Source organism: Burkholderia sp. BCC0398 (assembly GCF_902833245.1).
Lineage (GTDB): Bacteria > Pseudomonadota > Gammaproteobacteria > Burkholderiales > Burkholderiaceae > Burkholderia > Burkholderia sola.
In genome coordinates this window covers 413,238-427,676 of the sequence record NZ_CADFEM010000006.1, presented here as the reverse complement: position 1 = coordinate 427,676, position 14,439 = coordinate 413,238, and the positions used below count along the sequence as shown (strand labels likewise).

Sequence of the window (14,439 nt, the reverse complement as noted above, 5' to 3'; positions counted from 1 at the left end):
AAGCGGCGCAATACCGGCATGGGTCAACCGGAGGGGCCCGCCGAACGTTCTACAATGACCGCTGTTCCACGACGTGAGTCTTCATGCGCACTTTCCTTTCCTTCGGCCGCACGCTTGCGCTGGCCGCCGCCGTGCTGGCGCCCGCCGCACACGCGAATAACGTGATCGTCCTCAATTCGGCCGAAGCGACGCTTTCCCTGATCGACCAGCAGTCCCGCGAGGTCGTATCCACGATGCCGACCGGGAAGGAGCCGCACCATCTGATGGCGACGCCCGACAATTCGTCGCTGATCGTCGCAAATTCGGTCTCGAACAGCCTGATGTTCGTCGATCCGAAGACCGGCAAGCTGCAGCGCACGGTCGAAGGCATCGAGGATCCTTACCAGCTTGGCTTTTCGCCCGACAAGAAGTGGTTCGTGTCGACCGGGCTGCGCCTCGACCGGCTCGACATCTACAGCTACGACGGCCGCGACCTGCATCTCGTGAAGCGCTTGCCGCTCGCGGTGATGCCGAGCCACCTCGCGTTCACGAAGGACAGCAAGACCGTGCTCGTGTCGCTGCAGGTGTCCGGCGAGATCGCGGCGGTCGACCTCGCGACGCAGACGGTCAAGTGGAAGATGCCGGTCGGCAAGGTGCCGGCGGGCCTGTGGATGACGCCGGACGACAAATACCTGCTGGTCGGCATGACGGGCGCCGATTACGTCGCGGTCGTCGACTGGCGCAATCAGAAGATCGTGAAGACGATCCAGACGGGCAAGGGCGCGCACAACTTCCGCTCGCTCGCCGACGGCACGCACGTCGCGATCACGAACCGCGTCGCGAACACGATCAGCATCATCGACGAGATCACGCTCACCAAGGTCGGCGACATCACCGGCCTGCTGCCGGGCCCCGATGACATGGAGCTGTCCGCCGACAAGAAGACGCTGTGGGTGACGTTCCGTTTCGCGAAGAAGGTCGGGATCATCGATCTGGCCTCGCGCAAGCTGGTGCAGACGATCGCCGTCGGCCGCTCGCCGCACGGCATCTACTTCTACGACCGCGCGCCGTGGAAGGCGGCGAACGGCGCGTGACGGGCGGAGGCGAACGATGCTGCACCTGATCGATGCGTTCGTGTCGGACATCCAGACCTGGCTGTACGTCGACGTCGTGCAGCCGCTCCTCTTCAAGTTCAACCTGATGGACTACGACGAGGACACCTACGATGCGCTGTACTGGGTGATCGTCGGCGCGCTGCAGATGGTGCTGATGTTCGCGCTGCTGCGCCCGCTCGAGGCGCTGTTGCCGGTCGAGCGCTGGAAGAACCGCCGCGCGGTGCGGGTCGACGTGATCTACACCGCGATCTCGAAGCTCGGCATCTACACGCTGTTCTTCTTCTTCGCGCTGCAGCCGGTGTTCGACAACCTCCAGGCGTGGCTGCGCCTGCACGGCGTCGCGAACGTGAACCTCGACTATCTGTGGCCGGGCGTGACCTCGCAGCCGATCGTCGCGTTCGCGATCTACCTCGTCGTGCTCGATTTCGCCGGCTACTGGTATCACCGCTGGCAGCACAAGTTCGGCATCTGGTGGGAGCTGCACGCGGTTCATCACAGCCAGCGGCAGATGTCGCTGTGGTGCGACGACCGCAATCACTTGCTCGACGACGTGCTCCAGTCGTGCTTCTTCGCGGCGATCGCGCTGGTGATCGGCGTGACGCCGTCGCAGTTCGTCGTGCTGACCGCGGTCACGAACTTCCTGCAGAGCATCCAGCATACGAATGCGCGGCTGTCGTACGGCCGCATCGGCGAGCGCCTGCTCGTCAGCCCGATCTTCCACCGCCGCCACCATGCGGTCGGCTACGGCCACGAAGGCACCAAGTACGGCTGCAACTTCGGCGTGCTGTTCCCGTGGTGGGACATGATGTTCGGCACCGCGTCGTGGAACCGCACGGTCGAGCCGACCGGCATCCGCGAGCAGGTGGACGGCGTGTCCTACGGCGACGGCTTCTGGTCGCAGCACGGCCTCGCGTTCGTGCGGATCTTCCGGCGCCTGTTCCCCGCGAAGCGCGGCGCGGCGTCGGCCTGATCCCCATCCCGATCGGGCCTTTCTCCCGGTGAACGACTTTCCCACGCGGCCCGCCTGCGCTTTGGCGCACGCGGGCCGCGTGGTTTATGCTTTCCCCGTTTTTCTCCGTCAATCCAGATTTCATAGGCTCGCATGAACGACCTGCTGCGTTCCTTCGTCCGGGCGCTCGCCAGCGCGCTGCATCCGCGCATGCTGTGGCTCACCCTGATGCCGTTCGTCGTGTCGGCGCTGCTGTGGGGCGTCGTGCTGTGGTTCTCGTGGCAGACGCTGCTGGATCTCGCGCGCGGCGCGCTCGACGGTTTCGTGCTGACGGCCGCGCTGTATCGCGCGTTCGATGCGATCGGCATGTCGCAGCTGCATGCGGTCGTCGCGCCGTTCGTGGTCGTGTCGCTCGCGATCCCGCTGATCGTGCTGACCGTGCTGCTGCTGATCGCGACGATCTCGATGCCGGTCGTGATCAAGCACCTGTCGAACCGGCAGTTCGCGGCGCTCGAGCCGAAGCGGGGCGGCACCTTCCTCGGCAGCGTGGTCAATTCGCTCGGCGCGGCGATCGTCGGCGTCGTGCTGCTCGTCGTCACGATCCCGCTGTGGCTGATTCCGCCGTTCTTCGCGCTGCTGCCGCCGGTGATCTGGGGCTGGCTCACGTACCGCGTGATGACCTACGACGCGCTCGCGCTGCACGCGAGCCGCGACGAGCGCCGCGCGCTCGTGCGCCGGCATCGCTGGCCGCTGATCGGCATCGGCGTCGCGACCGGGCTGCTCGGCACCGTGCCGACCTTCGTGTGGGTCTCGTCGGTCTGGATGATGGTGCTGTTCCCGTTCGTCGCGGCCGCCATGATCTGGGTTTACGCTTTCATCCTCGTCTTCTCGGCGCTGTGGTTCGGGCACTACTGCCTGCGCGCGCTGGAAGACCTGCGCGCGAGTGCGCGCGCCACCGCAATCGACATGGGGCAGGCATGAGCATCGGCATCATCATCATCGGCGACGAAATCCTTTCGGGCCGCCGGCAGGACAAGCATCTGGCGAAGGTCATCGAACTGCTGGGCGCGCGCGGCCTCGCGCTCGACTGGGCCGAATACGTCGGCGACGATCCCGCGCGCATCACCGCGACGCTCGCGCGTGCGATCGCGTCGGGCGACATCGTGTTCTCGACGGGCGGGATCGGCGCGACGCCGGACGACCATACGCGCCAGTGCGCGGCCGCCGCGCTCGGCGTGCCGCTCGAGCTGCATCCGGACGCGAAGGCGTTGATTTCGGAACGGATCCGCGAAACGCACACCGATCCTGCCACGCCGGTCGACTTCGAGTCGCCGGAGAACCAGCATCGCTTCAACATGGGCGTGTTCCCGGCCGGCGCGACGATCATCCCGAACGGCTATAACCGGATTCCGGGCTTCTCGGTCGGCGATCTTCACTTCGTGCCGGGCTTCCCGGTGATGGCATGGCCGATGATCGAATGGGTGCTCGATACGAAGTACGCGCATCTGCATCACGCGACGCCGCATGCCGAGCGCTCGCTGTACGTGTTCGAGCTGCCGGAATCGACGCTGACGCCGCTGATGGAGAAGATCGAGCGCGATTTCCCGGGCGTGCGCGTGTTCAGCCTGCCGAGCGTCGGCGACGCGGAGCGCGGCGGCATCTATGCGCGCCGTCACATCGATCTCGGCGTGAAGGGCGAGCCGGAAGCGGTCGCGGCCGCGTTCGTGAAGCTGCGCGAAGGCGTGCACCTGCTCGGCGGCGACGTCGTCGAGCCCGACACGCCGCGCGCCTGAGCGGCGGCCTGCAACAACCCGGCCGCACCAAAAGCAACGGGCCGCGCAACGCGGCCCGTCATCGGCATGTCATCGCCCGGCTCGACGATGAGGCTGTCGCAACCGGCGGGCGCGGCGCGCCGTCAGGCGCCGATCCACGGCAGTTTGCGGAAGCACCAGCCGTCGACCGTCTTGCGGTGGCCTTCGGCGTCCTTCGCGCCTTCGAAGCCTTCGAGCAGGTCGAACGCCTTCGTGAAGCCGGCCTGCGCGGACGCGACCGCCGCGAGCTTCGAGCGCGCGGCGCTGCGGCACAGGAACAGGATCGGCGTATCGGCCGGGAGGGCCGCCTTCAGTTCGTTGACGAATTCGGCGTTCGGCACGCCGCCCGGGTAGCGCGTCCATTCGACGTGCAGGTACTGGCCGTCGCCGACGAGCGGGCGGCCGATCCAGTCGAGCTCGGCGCGCGTGCGCACGTCGACGAGGCGCGCGGATGGATCGAGCTGCAGCAGTTCGAATGCCTCGACCGGCAGCAGCGCGCCGGCATAGTTGAGCGCGCCTTGTGCGCGGCGTTCGTCGGCCTTCGCGTAAAGCTGGTCCAGCGTACTCATGGCAGGGGTCTCCGTATCGGTCAAACGGCCATTCTAGCGCGACGTCGCTGCACGAACGTCCGGATGCGGCACGGCGCGCGCCGGACACGCGCTCACCAAAACGGTGCAGAATGGACGGCGTGCACCAGAATGATCGCGTTGTGCGGATGTGTCCGATCGATTGCACCATATCGGTGCGACGTCGCCATCGCCGGTGCGGCGCCCGGCCCCGGAATCGCGCAGCGCAGCCCCGCTGCGGCGCGGGCCGGCGTGATTCGCGTCGGTTTTGCGATGGTTGGCACGGAAGCTGCTATATAGAATTCGGTCGAATCGGGGCGCGCTGCGCCAAAGCAAGACCCCGGTCAGCTCGATAAACGAGGCGGTTTCCCAGTCCGCCGGAATTGTTCAATCAGGAGAAGAGGTTATGAGTAAAACCGTCGCCGACGTCATGCAGCTCGTGAAGGACGAGGACGTCAAGTTTGTCGATTTCCGCTTCACGGATACGCGCGGCAAGGAACAGCACGTGTCGGTGCCGGTTTCGGCGTTTGACGAAGACAAGTTCGAAAGCGGCCATGCATTCGACGGTTCGTCGATCGCGGGCTGGAAGGGCATCGAGGCGTCGGACATGCTGCTCATGCCGGATCCGAGCGCTGCCTTCGTCGACCCGTTCTATGAAGAGTCGACCCTCGTGCTGACCTGCGACGTGGTCGAGCCGGCCGACGGCAAGGGCTACGAGCGCGATCCGCGTTCGCTCGCGAAGCGCGGCGAAGCGTACCTGAAGAGCACGGGTATCGGCGATACGGCGTACTTCGGTCCGGAACCGGAATTCTTCATTTTCGACTCGGTCCAGTGGAACACGGACATGTCGGGCTGCTTCGTGAAGATCAACTCGGAAGAAGCGCCGTGGTCGGCAGGCAAGGAATTCGAAGGCGGCAACACGGGCCACCGTCCGGGCACGAAGGGCGGCTACTTCCCGGTCGCGCCGGTCGACACGTTCCAGGACATGCGTTCGGAAATGTGCCTGCTGCTCGAACAGCTCGGCATCCCGGTCGAAGTGCACCACCACGAAGTGGCGGGCCAGGGCCAGAACGAAATCGGCACGAAGTTCTCGACGCTGGTTCAGCGCGCCGACTGGACGCAATGGTCGAAGTACATCATCCATAACGTCGCGCACTCGTACGGCAAGACGGCGACGTTCATGCCGAAGCCGGTCGTCGGCGACAACGGTTCGGGCATGCACGTTCACCAGTCGATCTGGAAGGACGGCCAGAACCTGTTCGCGGGCAACGGCTACGCCGGCCTGTCGGAACTGGCGCTGTTCTACATCGGCGGCATCATCAAGCACGCCCGTGCACTGAACGCGATCACGAACCCGACGACGAACTCGTACAAGCGTCTGGTCCCGCACTTCGAGGCACCGGTCAAGCTCGCTTACTCGGCACGCAACCGTTCGGCATCGATCCGCATTCCGCACGTGTCGAACCCGAAGGGCCGCCGTATCGAAACGCGCTTCCCGGATCCGATGGCGAACCCGTACCTGTGCTTCACGGCACTGATGATGGCCGGCCTCGACGGGATCCAGAACAAGATCCATCCCGGCGAAGCCGCGGACAAGAACCTGTACGACCTGCCGCCGGAAGAGGATGCAAAGATCCCGACCGTCTGCGCGGGCCTCGACCAGGCACTCGAAGCGCTCGACAAGGATCGCGAGTTCCTGACCCGTGGCGGCGTGTTCACGGACGGCATGATCGACGCGTACCTCGCGCTGAAGGAGCAGGAGCTGGCGAAGTTCCGCATGACGACGCACCCGATCGAGTTCGAGATGTACTACTCGCTCTAATCGGCGATGGCGCTTCGATTCAGCGCCGTCATGCCGGTTCGTTCCCGTCGCGCGGCTGGCGGCGGGGACGGCGGAGTCTGAAAGGGGACGGCGTCCGGCCGTCCCTTTTTTGTTCCGCCGATTTTCATTTTCTGCCCGGTGAGGCGCGACAAGCACGCAGATGGTTCTGAAGAATCTGATCAAGGCGAAAACGGGGCAGCCCGAACGACTGACGGACGACGAGCGGCTCGCGCGCTCGGGTCTGCTGGCGGGGCTCGAAGCGCTGCCGACGGTCGTGATCGTGCTCGACCGCAAGACGCTGCGGGTCGCGTTCGCGAACCCGTCCGCGGAGGCAATGCTCGACATCTCGCGGCGGCAGCTCGCGCAGCGGCCGTGGGGCGAGATTTTCCCGAACGCGAACGAGCTCGCGTCGACGATCACCGCGATCGGCCAGGAACGCTTTCACGCGACGCACCTCGATACCGTGCTCGATCGGCCCGGCCGCGAACCGCTGCACGTGCATGCGATCGTCGGCTTCCTCGAGAGCGCGCCCGATTTCGTGCTCGTCGAACTGTTCGAGAACGAACGTCAGTCGCGCACCGATCGGGAAGAGCGCATCCACGACCTGACCGCGGTCAACAAGCAACTGATCCGCAATCTCGCGCACGAGATCAAGAATCCGCTCGGCGGCATTCGCGGCGCAGCCCAGCTGCTCGAATTCGAACTGGGCGAGCGCGAGCGCGGCGAATTGCGCGAATACACGCAGGTGATCATCAAGGAGTCCGACCGCCTGCAGACGCTCGTCGACCGGTTGCTGGAGCCGCACCGGCATCCGCACATCGTCGGCGACGTGAACATCCATGAAGTATGCGAACGCGTACGCGCGGTGATGCTCGCGGAATTCCCGCGCGGGCTCACGATCGAGCGCGATTACGACGTGAGCGTGCCGGACCTGCGCGGCGACAAGGAGCAGTTGATCCAGGCGCTGCTGAACATCGTGCGCAACGCCGCGCAGGCGCTGCGCGAACGGATCGCGCAGGGCGACGCGAAGATCGAGCTGCGCACGCGCATCGCGCGCAAGATCACGATCGCGAAGCGCCTGTACAAGCTGGCACTGGACTTGCACGTGGTCGATAACGGGCCCGGCATTCCGGAGGAGATCCGCGACCGGATCTTCTACCCGCTCGTGTCCGGACGCGACGACGGCAGCGGCCTCGGCCTCACGCTCGCGCAGACGTTTGTCCAGCAGCACGACGGGATGATCGAGGTCGAAAGCCGGCCCGGACGTACCGAATTTCAGATTCTGCTGCCGCTCGACCATTGAGCGGCGGCATTGCGATTCACCCATACCTGACCGACCTATGAAGCCGATCTGGATAGTAGACGACGACCAATCGATCCGCTGGGTGCTTGAAAAGGCACTCGCCCGGGACAGCTTCGCGACGAAGAGCTTCGCGAACGTGCGCGACGCGCTGGCCGCGCTCGACCACGAGACGCCGCAGGTGCTCGTGTCCGACATCCGGATGCCGGGCGGCTCGGGCCTCGAATTGCTGCAGGCGATGCACGAGCGGCTGCCGGGCCTGCCCGTCATCATCATGACGGCGTTCTCCGATCTCGACAGCGCCGTCGCCGCGTTCCAGGGCGGCGCGTTCGAATATCTCGCGAAGCCGTTCGACGTCGACAAGGCGGTCGAGCTGATCCGTCGCGCGGTGGAAGAAAGCCTGCGCGGCGGCGCGCCGCAGGACGAGCGCGTGGCCGAGGCGCCCGAGATGCTCGGCCAGGCGCCCGCAATGCAGGACATGTTCCGCGCGATCGGCCGGCTGTCGCATTCGGCCGCGACCGTGCTGATCACCGGCGAGTCGGGCACCGGCAAGGAGCTCGTCGCGCGGGCGCTGCACCGTCACAGCCCGCGCGCGAACGGGCCGTTCATCGCGCTGAACACGGCGGCGATTCCGAAGGATCTGCTCGAATCCGAACTGTTCGGCCATGAGCGCGGCGCGTTCACCGGCGCGCAGACGACGCGGCAGGGCCGCTTCGAGCAGGCCGAGAACGGCACGCTGTTCCTCGATGAAATCGGCGACATGCCGTTCGACCTGCAGACGCGCCTGTTGCGCGTGTTGTCGGACGGGCAGTTCTATCGCGTAGGCGGTCACAACCCGCTGCGCGCGAACGTACGCGTGATCGCGGCGACGCACCAGAATCTCGAGTCGCGCGTGCGGCAGGGGCTGTTCCGCGAGGACCTTTACCACCGGCTCAACGTGATCCGGCTGCGTCTGCCGCCGCTGCGCGAACGCAGCGAGGACATCGCGCTGCTCACGCGCCACTTCCTGCAGAAGAGCGCGCGCGATCTCGGCGTCGAGCCGAAGCGCGTGTCCGACGACGCGCTCGCGTACCTGACGTCGCTGCCGTTTCCCGGCAACGTGCGGCAGCTCGAGAATCTCGCGAACTGGCTGACCGTGATGGCGCCCGCGCAGACGGTCGAGATCAAGGACCTGCCGCCCGACCTCGTGCCGGCCGGTGCGCCGGTCGTCGCGACGGGCGACGGCGCGGACGTGCACGGTAGCAGCAGCCACGCGACGGCGGCGCCTGCCGCGATCGGTGCAGCGCCGACGGCCGCGCCGGTCGCGAGCGCGGCGAACGGCAGCGCGCCGACCGGCTACCCGCTGTGGGAGCACGGGCTGCGCACTGAAGTCGCGCGGCTGTTGCGCGAGAACTCGGCCGACGTGATGGACGAACTCGCACGCCGCTTCGAGGCGGCCGTGATCCGCGAGGCGCTCGACTTCACGCGCGGCCGCAAGGTCGAAGCCGCGGAGCGGCTCGGCATCGGCCGCAACACGATCACGCGCAAGATCCAGGAACTCCATCTGGAGCCCTGACCGAGCACGATTCGCGGCATGCGCGGGCCCGCGCATGCCGCGATCGGACATAATCGCGGTTTGCACGCCGTTTGCCATCCCGCCGATCCTCCATGTCCGACTCCTTCCGCTGGCCCGCCGGGGCCGACCCGTTCCGTTTCCTCGAAGCACTCGACAGCAAGCGCGCCCGCACGTGGGTCGACGAGCAGAATGCGCGCACGCGCGCCGTGCTGCGCGACGACGATGAATATCGTGCGTTGACCGCGCGTCTCGCGAAAGCGTATCTGCCGCGCGAACGCCCGGTGATTCCGACCCGCTGGCGCGACTGGGCATACGACCTGTGGCAGGACGATCTCCATCCAAAGGGACTGTGGCGCCGCACGCGCTGGGCCGACTGGCGGGCCGGCCAGCCGGCGTGGGAAACGCTGCTCGACGTCGACGCGCTCGGCGCCGAAGAGGGCGAATCGTGGGTGTTCGAGCAGGACGCGATCCTGTATCCGGACGGCGATCGCGTGCTGCTGTCGCTGTCGCCGGGCGGCGCCGACGCGGTCGTCGTGCGCGAATTCGATCTCGTCGAGCGGCGGTTCGTCGACGGCGGGTTCACGATCGACGCGCCGGGCCATCACACGGTCGGCTGGATCGACCGCGACACCGTGTACGTGAGCTGGGATCGCGGCGAAGCGCATGCGACCGCGGCCGGTTATCCGTATGAAGCGCGGCGCTGGGTACGCGGCACCGCGCTCGCCGATGCGCCCGTCGTGTTCAGCGGCGAGCCGGACGACATCAGCGCCGGCGCATGGTACGACCCGATCGACCGCCGCCACGTCGCGTGGCGCAGCGTCGACTTCTTCGACGCGCACGCGTACCGGCTGACCGACGCAGGCGAGTGGGCGCGCTACGACGTGCCGACGCATGTCGAGGTCGGGTTCTGGGAAGGCTGGCTCGTGCTGGAGCCGCGCCTCGACTGGGACTGCAACGGCGTGCGCCACGCGGGCGGCTCGCTGCTCGCGATTCGCGAGCAGGCGTTCCTCGCCGGTGCGCGCGAATTCACGACGTTGTTCGCGCCGCGCCCGACGACGTCCGCCTGTACGTGGACGCACACGCGCACGACGCTGATCGCGAGCTGGCTCGACGACGTGCACAACCGCACGATGCTGTGGCAGCCGAAGCAAGCAGAAGACGGGTCATGGACGTGGGACGCGCGGCCGTTCGACTGGCCGGGCGACGCGCAGATCGACGTCGAACCCGTCGAGTCGACGCTGAACGACGAGGTGTACGTCGACGTCGACACCTATCTCGATCCGCCCGAATGCTGGCTGGCCGATCTTGCCGATCGCGCGGACGATGCGCCGTCGCGCCGCGTGCTGCTCGACCGGCCGCCGGTGCAGTTCGATGCGGCCGGGCTCGTCGTCCGCCGCGCGAGCGCGCGTTCGCGCGACGGCACGGTGGTGCCGTACACGTTGATCGGTCCGCGCGATGCCCTCGATGCACCGGAAGGCAGGGCGCGTGTCGCGCGGCCGTGCCTGCTGTCAGGCTACGGCGGCTTCGCGATTCCGAACCTGCCGGGCTACAGCGATGCGTTCGGCATCGGCTGGCTCGAACGCGGCGGCGTGATGGCGTTTGCGCACATCCGCGGCGGCGGCGAATTCGGGCCGCGCTGGCACGTCGACGCGCAGCGCGAACATCGGCAGCGTTCGTTCGACGATTTCATCGCGGTCGCCGAGGACTTGGCCGCGACCGGCGTGACGACCGCCGCGCAACTCGGAATCGAGGGCGGCAGCAACGGCGGGCTGCTGGTCGCCGCGTGCATGATGCAGCGTCCGGAGCTGTTCGGCGCAGTGCTGTGCCGCGTGCCGCTGCTCGACATGCAGCACTATCCGAAGCTGCACGCGGGCGCCGCATGGCTCGACGAATACGGCGACCCGGACGATCCGCGCGAAGGCGCGGCGCTGGCCGCGTATTCGCCATATCACCGCGTGCGCGAAGGCGTCGCATATCCGCCGTTGTTGCTGACGACGTCGACGCGCGACGACCGCGTGCATCCCGCGCATGCGCGCAAGATGGCCGCACGCATGCAGGCGCTCGGTCACGAACGGGTGTGGTACTGGGAGAACACCGACGGCGGCCACGGCAGCGCCGACGACCTCGAACGCGCGGAAGCCGACGCAGCCGAATTCGGCTTTCTGTGGGCCCATCTCGGGCCGGCGCCCGCGCGGCGCTGATCGCGCGCGGGCGGCCTGGGGCCTGTTATCGGCGTGAACAGGCCCTGAACGATCAGCCGACGACCGCGACGACCGGCGTGTGGTCGGACGGCTGTTCCCACGTGCGCGGCACGCGATCGACCTCGCACGACGCGCAGGTCGCCGCGAGCGCCGGCGACAGCAGGATGTGATCGATGCGCAGCCCCGCGTTGCGGCGGAACGCCATCATCCGGTAGTCCCACCACGTGAAGGTTTTCTCGGGCTGTTCGAAGCGACGGAACGCATCGACGAAGCCGAGTTCGATCAACTGCGCGAAATGCGCGCGCTCCTGCGGCGACACGAGATTCTGGCCTTCCCATTTCGCGGGATCGTGCACGTCGCGGTCTTCCGGCGCGATGTTGTAGTCGCCGAGCAGCGCGAGCTTCGGGTAGCGCTGCAGCTCGGTGCGCAGCCACGCCTGCAGCGCGTCGAGCCACTGCATCTTGTAGACGAACTTGTCGGAGTCGAGCGCCTGGCCGTTCGGAAAATACGCGGACACGATGCGCACGCCGTCGACCGTCGCGGCGATCACGCGCTGCTGCGAATCCTCGAAGCCGGGAATGTTGCGCACGACGTCCGATTCGTCGACGGCGAGCGTGTCGCGCACGAGGATCGCGACGCCGTTGTAGGTCTTCTGGCCGGTGAACCAACTGCGGTAGCCGGCCGCCTCGAGATCGGCGCGCGGGAATTTCTCGTCCGGCAGCTTCAGTTCCTGCAGGCACAGTACGTCGGCGCCGCTTTGCGCGAGCCAGTCGAGCACGTGCTGTTTGCGGACGTTGAGCGAGTTGACGTTCCAGGTGGCGATTTTCATGAACGGGAGGGTGCGTGCGGCGTGAATGCGAAGGCCGCCATCTTACCGCGAGCATGGGGTGCGAACGCGTGCGTCATGCGGGCTCGCGCATGTGTCACGCATCGCCGCTTGGGCAACGGAAGCAGAAATTGTGACAAAAGTATTGACGTGAGTACTTCCTCACCCTATAATTTATTTCTCTGACGCGGGGTGGAGCAGTCTGGCAGCTCGTCGGGCTCATAACCCGAAGGTCACAGGTTCAAATCCTGTCCCCGCAACCAAGCACACCAGGCGATGTGCCGCGCAATTGACCGATGCGCACTTCGTCTACGAAAAACCCGGCTCCGTGCCGGGTTTTTTGTTTTTCGCGTCCGTCTTCGTTATTTCGGTGCGCCCGGGCTCCCGGGCAAGAAGCCGTTCTCGAGCAGATAGGTGGTCGTGTTGACCAGCGTGGCCCGCGCGTTCGGCGTGCCCGACAGCGCCGCGCACTTGTCCTGGCCCGTATTCAGCCGGATCGACCGTTCGGTCGTCGGGTAGTCGACGTCCTTCAGATAGAAATGCGGCAGCGACGTCATGTAGCGCGCATACGGCACGCATGGCCGCTGCATCGGGTCCCTCGACGCGGCGTTGAACGGAAAGTACTCGTCGAACAGATAAGCCGAACTCGACAGGCCGCCCCAGTCGGCCGGCACGGCAATGCTGCCGGTCGGCGTCGTCGCGCCGGTGGCGACGTCGGTGATGAAGCCGTCGACGGTCGAGCGCCCGTCGCTGCGATTACCCTGCGTCACGGTGACCTGCAACCGGTAGGCGTGGCCCGTTTTCCACGGGTAGGCGATCGAGCACGAGGTGCCGGAGCCGCCGTCGGCGCCGCCGCGGCAATTCGCCGACAGCGGCGTCGTGCCGGTGCCGAACGCGCTGAAGATCACCACGTTGCTGCTTTGCGTGCGTGGCTGGATACCGGTGTAGATCGCGTGGCCGCCATGTTGCGACGACAACTGGTTGGCCCAGTAGTAGCTCGCGTTGACCTGGGTCGGCACGACCTCGGGCGTGATCTCCCACGTCATGCGATCGAAGCCGTCCCGGGGCGTCGAGGCCGCCGATGCGGTGATGTTGGGGTCGGCGTGCGCGGTGAGCGTGAACGATACGGCGAGCAACGCGCCGAATGCGGTGTTCAGTTTTTTCAATTTCCTGTTTCCTGTTGGTGGAAAAGAGACTGCGACGAGCAGGGTCGATTGAGCGCCGCTGCTCGCGTACCAATTTGCGGTCACTTTATTACCAATGAATAACCAGTCGTGTCGGCGCGCCCGCGCGAGCCGCGTTGGGTGCTTCGCGGGCCGTGCGCGCCGGGCCCGTGTGGCGGGCGAGAGCACGGAGTCGCGCGCGCGGCGAGGCGCGCCTCGGGAGACTGAATCCTGCCGCGCGGAACAATGCGGCGATGCCATCCGGCGACGGTTGACGCCACGCGATGGCGGGCGTCCTTCAGTGCGCCGCCCACTCGACGGCCGCCTTCGCATGCAGCGCGGTCGTATCGAATACCGGCAGCGGCGAATCGTCCGCGCCGATCAGCAGCGTAATTTCCGTGCAGCCGAGGATCACGGCCTGCGCGCCGCGTTTTGCCAGTTCGTCGATGACCGACACGTACGTCACGCGCGATTCCGCCGAGATCACACCGTGGCACAGCTCGTCGTAGATGATCCGGTGCACGTCGTCGCGCCCGCGCTCGTCCGGCGTCAGCACGTCGAGCCCGAACTTCTCGCGCAACCGCTCCGCATAGAACGGCAGCTCCATCGTGTAGCGCGTGCCGAGCAGGGCGACGCGCTCGACGCCCGCGTCGCGCAGCGCGCTGCCGGTCGGGTCGGCGATGTGCAGGAACGGCAGCGTCACCGCGGCTTCGATCGCCTCGTGCACGCGATGCATCGTATTGGTCGTCAGCACGACGAGATCGGCGCCGGCCGCTTCGAGCTGCCGCGCGGCGTCGGCCATCCGTTCGCCGAGCGCCGCCCAGTCGTGCGTGCGCTGCAGCGCTTCGATCTCGGCGAAGTCGACCGTGACCAGCACGCTCTTCGCGTTGTGATGGCCGCCGTGCAATGCCTTCGAGTGCCGGTTGATCATCCGGTAGTACTCGGCCGACGATTCCCAGCTCATGCCGCCGATCAGTCCGATCGTCTTCATCTGACACCCCTGCGTTTCGTGTATCGCGGCAGACGAGTATAGGCGCCGCTGCGCGTGCCCGGCCGGTACGATCCGCGCAAACCGGGCCAGTACGGCGCAGCCGGGTGTGGGTGGCCGGCGGCGGGCGACCGACTCGGGTCATACGCGGCAGTTGAAACCGG

Annotated in this window: 12 protein-coding genes and 1 tRNA gene; 9 read left to right on the top strand and 4 right to left on the bottom strand. The window is 66.8% G+C overall.

All coding sequences use genetic code 11. The features are described from left to right. Window positions 1-83 precede the first annotated feature (83 nt). The 4 genes from HWX76_RS16385 to HWX76_RS16370 all read left to right on the top strand — a co-directional run bounded on the left by HWX76_RS16385 (window position 84) and on the right by HWX76_RS16370 (window position 3,836). On the top strand, window positions 84-1,073 hold the full coding sequence (locus HWX76_RS16385) for a beta-propeller fold lactonase family protein (RefSeq protein WP_089488603.1): 990 nt from the start codon (window positions 84-86) through the stop codon (window positions 1,071-1,073). 16 nt (window positions 1,074-1,089) lie between these two features. After that, complete coding sequence (locus tag HWX76_RS16380) at window positions 1,090-2,064, top strand: sterol desaturase family protein (protein ID WP_124651465.1); 975 nt, start codon at window positions 1,090-1,092, stop codon at window positions 2,062-2,064. 132 nt (window positions 2,065-2,196) lie between these two features. Beyond that, on the top strand, window positions 2,197-3,024 hold the full coding sequence (locus HWX76_RS16375) for an EI24 domain-containing protein (RefSeq protein WP_050013024.1): 828 nt from the start codon (window positions 2,197-2,199) through the stop codon (window positions 3,022-3,024). Next, window positions 3,021-3,836 (top strand): molybdopterin-binding protein, encoded by an 816-nt coding sequence (locus HWX76_RS16370; protein WP_050013023.1) that lies wholly within the window; start codon window positions 3,021-3,023, stop codon window positions 3,834-3,836. Before HWX76_RS16375 ends, HWX76_RS16370 begins: the two co-directional genes overlap by 4 nt. A gap of 122 nt (window positions 3,837-3,958) precedes the next feature. Here the strand turns inward: HWX76_RS16370 and HWX76_RS16365 are convergent, their stop codons facing one another. After that, window positions 3,959-4,423 carry a rhodanese-like domain-containing protein gene (locus HWX76_RS16365; RefSeq protein WP_050013022.1) on the bottom strand — a complete coding sequence of 155 codons (465 nt, stop codon included), beginning with the start codon at window positions 4,421-4,423 and terminating at the stop codon, window positions 3,959-3,961. Window positions 4,424-4,826: 403 nt separating this feature from the next. On the opposite strand from HWX76_RS16365, the gene glnA reads away from it, so the two are divergent. The 4 genes from glnA to HWX76_RS16345 all read left to right on the top strand — a co-directional run bounded on the left by glnA (window position 4,827) and on the right by HWX76_RS16345 (window position 11,298). Beyond that, window positions 4,827-6,242, top strand: coding sequence for a type I glutamate--ammonia ligase (gene glnA / locus HWX76_RS16360; RefSeq protein WP_017331833.1), 1,416 nt, complete (start codon window positions 4,827-4,829; stop codon window positions 6,240-6,242). A gap of 160 nt (window positions 6,243-6,402) precedes the next feature. Further along, window positions 6,403-7,545 carry a nitrogen regulation protein NR(II) gene (gene glnL / locus HWX76_RS16355; protein ID WP_006478366.1) on the top strand — a complete coding sequence of 381 codons (1,143 nt, stop codon included), beginning with the start codon at window positions 6,403-6,405 and terminating at the stop codon, window positions 7,543-7,545. Between the two features lie 37 nt (window positions 7,546-7,582). Then, window positions 7,583-9,097 carry a nitrogen regulation protein NR(I) gene (ntrC, locus tag HWX76_RS16350; protein WP_050013021.1) on the top strand — a complete coding sequence of 505 codons (1,515 nt, stop codon included), beginning with the start codon at window positions 7,583-7,585 and terminating at the stop codon, window positions 9,095-9,097. 92 nt (window positions 9,098-9,189) lie between these two features. Continuing rightward, window positions 9,190-11,298 carry a prolyl oligopeptidase family serine peptidase gene (locus tag HWX76_RS16345; RefSeq protein WP_176016039.1) on the top strand — a complete coding sequence of 703 codons (2,109 nt, stop codon included), beginning with the start codon at window positions 9,190-9,192 and terminating at the stop codon, window positions 11,296-11,298. A gap of 52 nt (window positions 11,299-11,350) precedes the next feature. Here HWX76_RS16345 and xth read toward each other — a convergent pair whose 3' ends face one another. Further along, window positions 11,351-12,127 carry an exodeoxyribonuclease III gene (xth, locus tag HWX76_RS16340; protein ID WP_050013019.1) on the bottom strand — a complete coding sequence of 259 codons (777 nt, stop codon included), beginning with the start codon at window positions 12,125-12,127 and terminating at the stop codon, window positions 11,351-11,353. Window positions 12,128-12,310: 183 nt separating this feature from the next. Here xth and HWX76_RS16335 point away from each other — a divergent pair. Beyond that, window positions 12,311-12,387 (top strand) — tRNA-Met (locus HWX76_RS16335). A gap of 99 nt (window positions 12,388-12,486) precedes the next feature. Here HWX76_RS16335 and HWX76_RS16330 read toward each other — a convergent pair. Continuing rightward, window positions 12,487-13,290, bottom strand: a complete 804-nt coding sequence (locus HWX76_RS16330; RefSeq protein WP_050013018.1) for a DUF3472 domain-containing protein — start codon at window positions 13,288-13,290, stop codon at window positions 12,487-12,489. Window positions 13,291-13,585: 295 nt separating this feature from the next. After that, window positions 13,586-14,278: an aspartate/glutamate racemase family protein gene (locus tag HWX76_RS16325; RefSeq protein WP_089488597.1), complete on the bottom strand. Its 693-nt coding sequence runs from the start codon at window positions 14,276-14,278 to the stop codon at window positions 13,586-13,588. Window positions 14,279-14,439: the final 161 nt, after the last annotated feature.

Bases quoted from the DNA above. Each gene is read 5' to 3' on its own strand.
- HWX76_RS16385 (WP_089488603.1), top strand. From the start codon at position 84: ATGCGCACTTTCCTTTCCTTCGGCCGCACGCTTGCGCTGGCCGCCGCC.
- HWX76_RS16380 (WP_124651465.1), top strand. From the start codon at position 1,090: ATGCTGCACCTGATCGATGCGTTCGTGTCGGACATCCAGACCTGGCTG.
- HWX76_RS16375 (WP_050013024.1), top strand. From the start codon at position 2,197: ATGAACGACCTGCTGCGTTCCTTCGTCCGGGCGCTCGCCAGCGCGCTG.
- HWX76_RS16370 (WP_050013023.1), top strand. From the start codon at position 3,021: ATGAGCATCGGCATCATCATCATCGGCGACGAAATCCTTTCGGGCCGC.
- HWX76_RS16365 (WP_050013022.1), bottom strand. From the start codon at position 4,423: ATGAGTACGCTGGACCAGCTTTACGCGAAGGCCGACGAACGCCGCGCA.
- glnA (WP_017331833.1), top strand. From the start codon at position 4,827: ATGAGTAAAACCGTCGCCGACGTCATGCAGCTCGTGAAGGACGAGGAC.
- glnL (WP_006478366.1), top strand. From the start codon at position 6,403: ATGGTTCTGAAGAATCTGATCAAGGCGAAAACGGGGCAGCCCGAACGA.
- ntrC (WP_050013021.1), top strand. From the start codon at position 7,583: ATGAAGCCGATCTGGATAGTAGACGACGACCAATCGATCCGCTGGGTG.
- HWX76_RS16345 (WP_176016039.1), top strand. From the start codon at position 9,190: ATGTCCGACTCCTTCCGCTGGCCCGCCGGGGCCGACCCGTTCCGTTTC.
- xth (WP_050013019.1), bottom strand. From the start codon at position 12,127: ATGAAAATCGCCACCTGGAACGTCAACTCGCTCAACGTCCGCAAACAG.
- HWX76_RS16325 (WP_089488597.1), bottom strand. From the start codon at position 14,278: ATGAAGACGATCGGACTGATCGGCGGCATGAGCTGGGAATCGTCGGCC.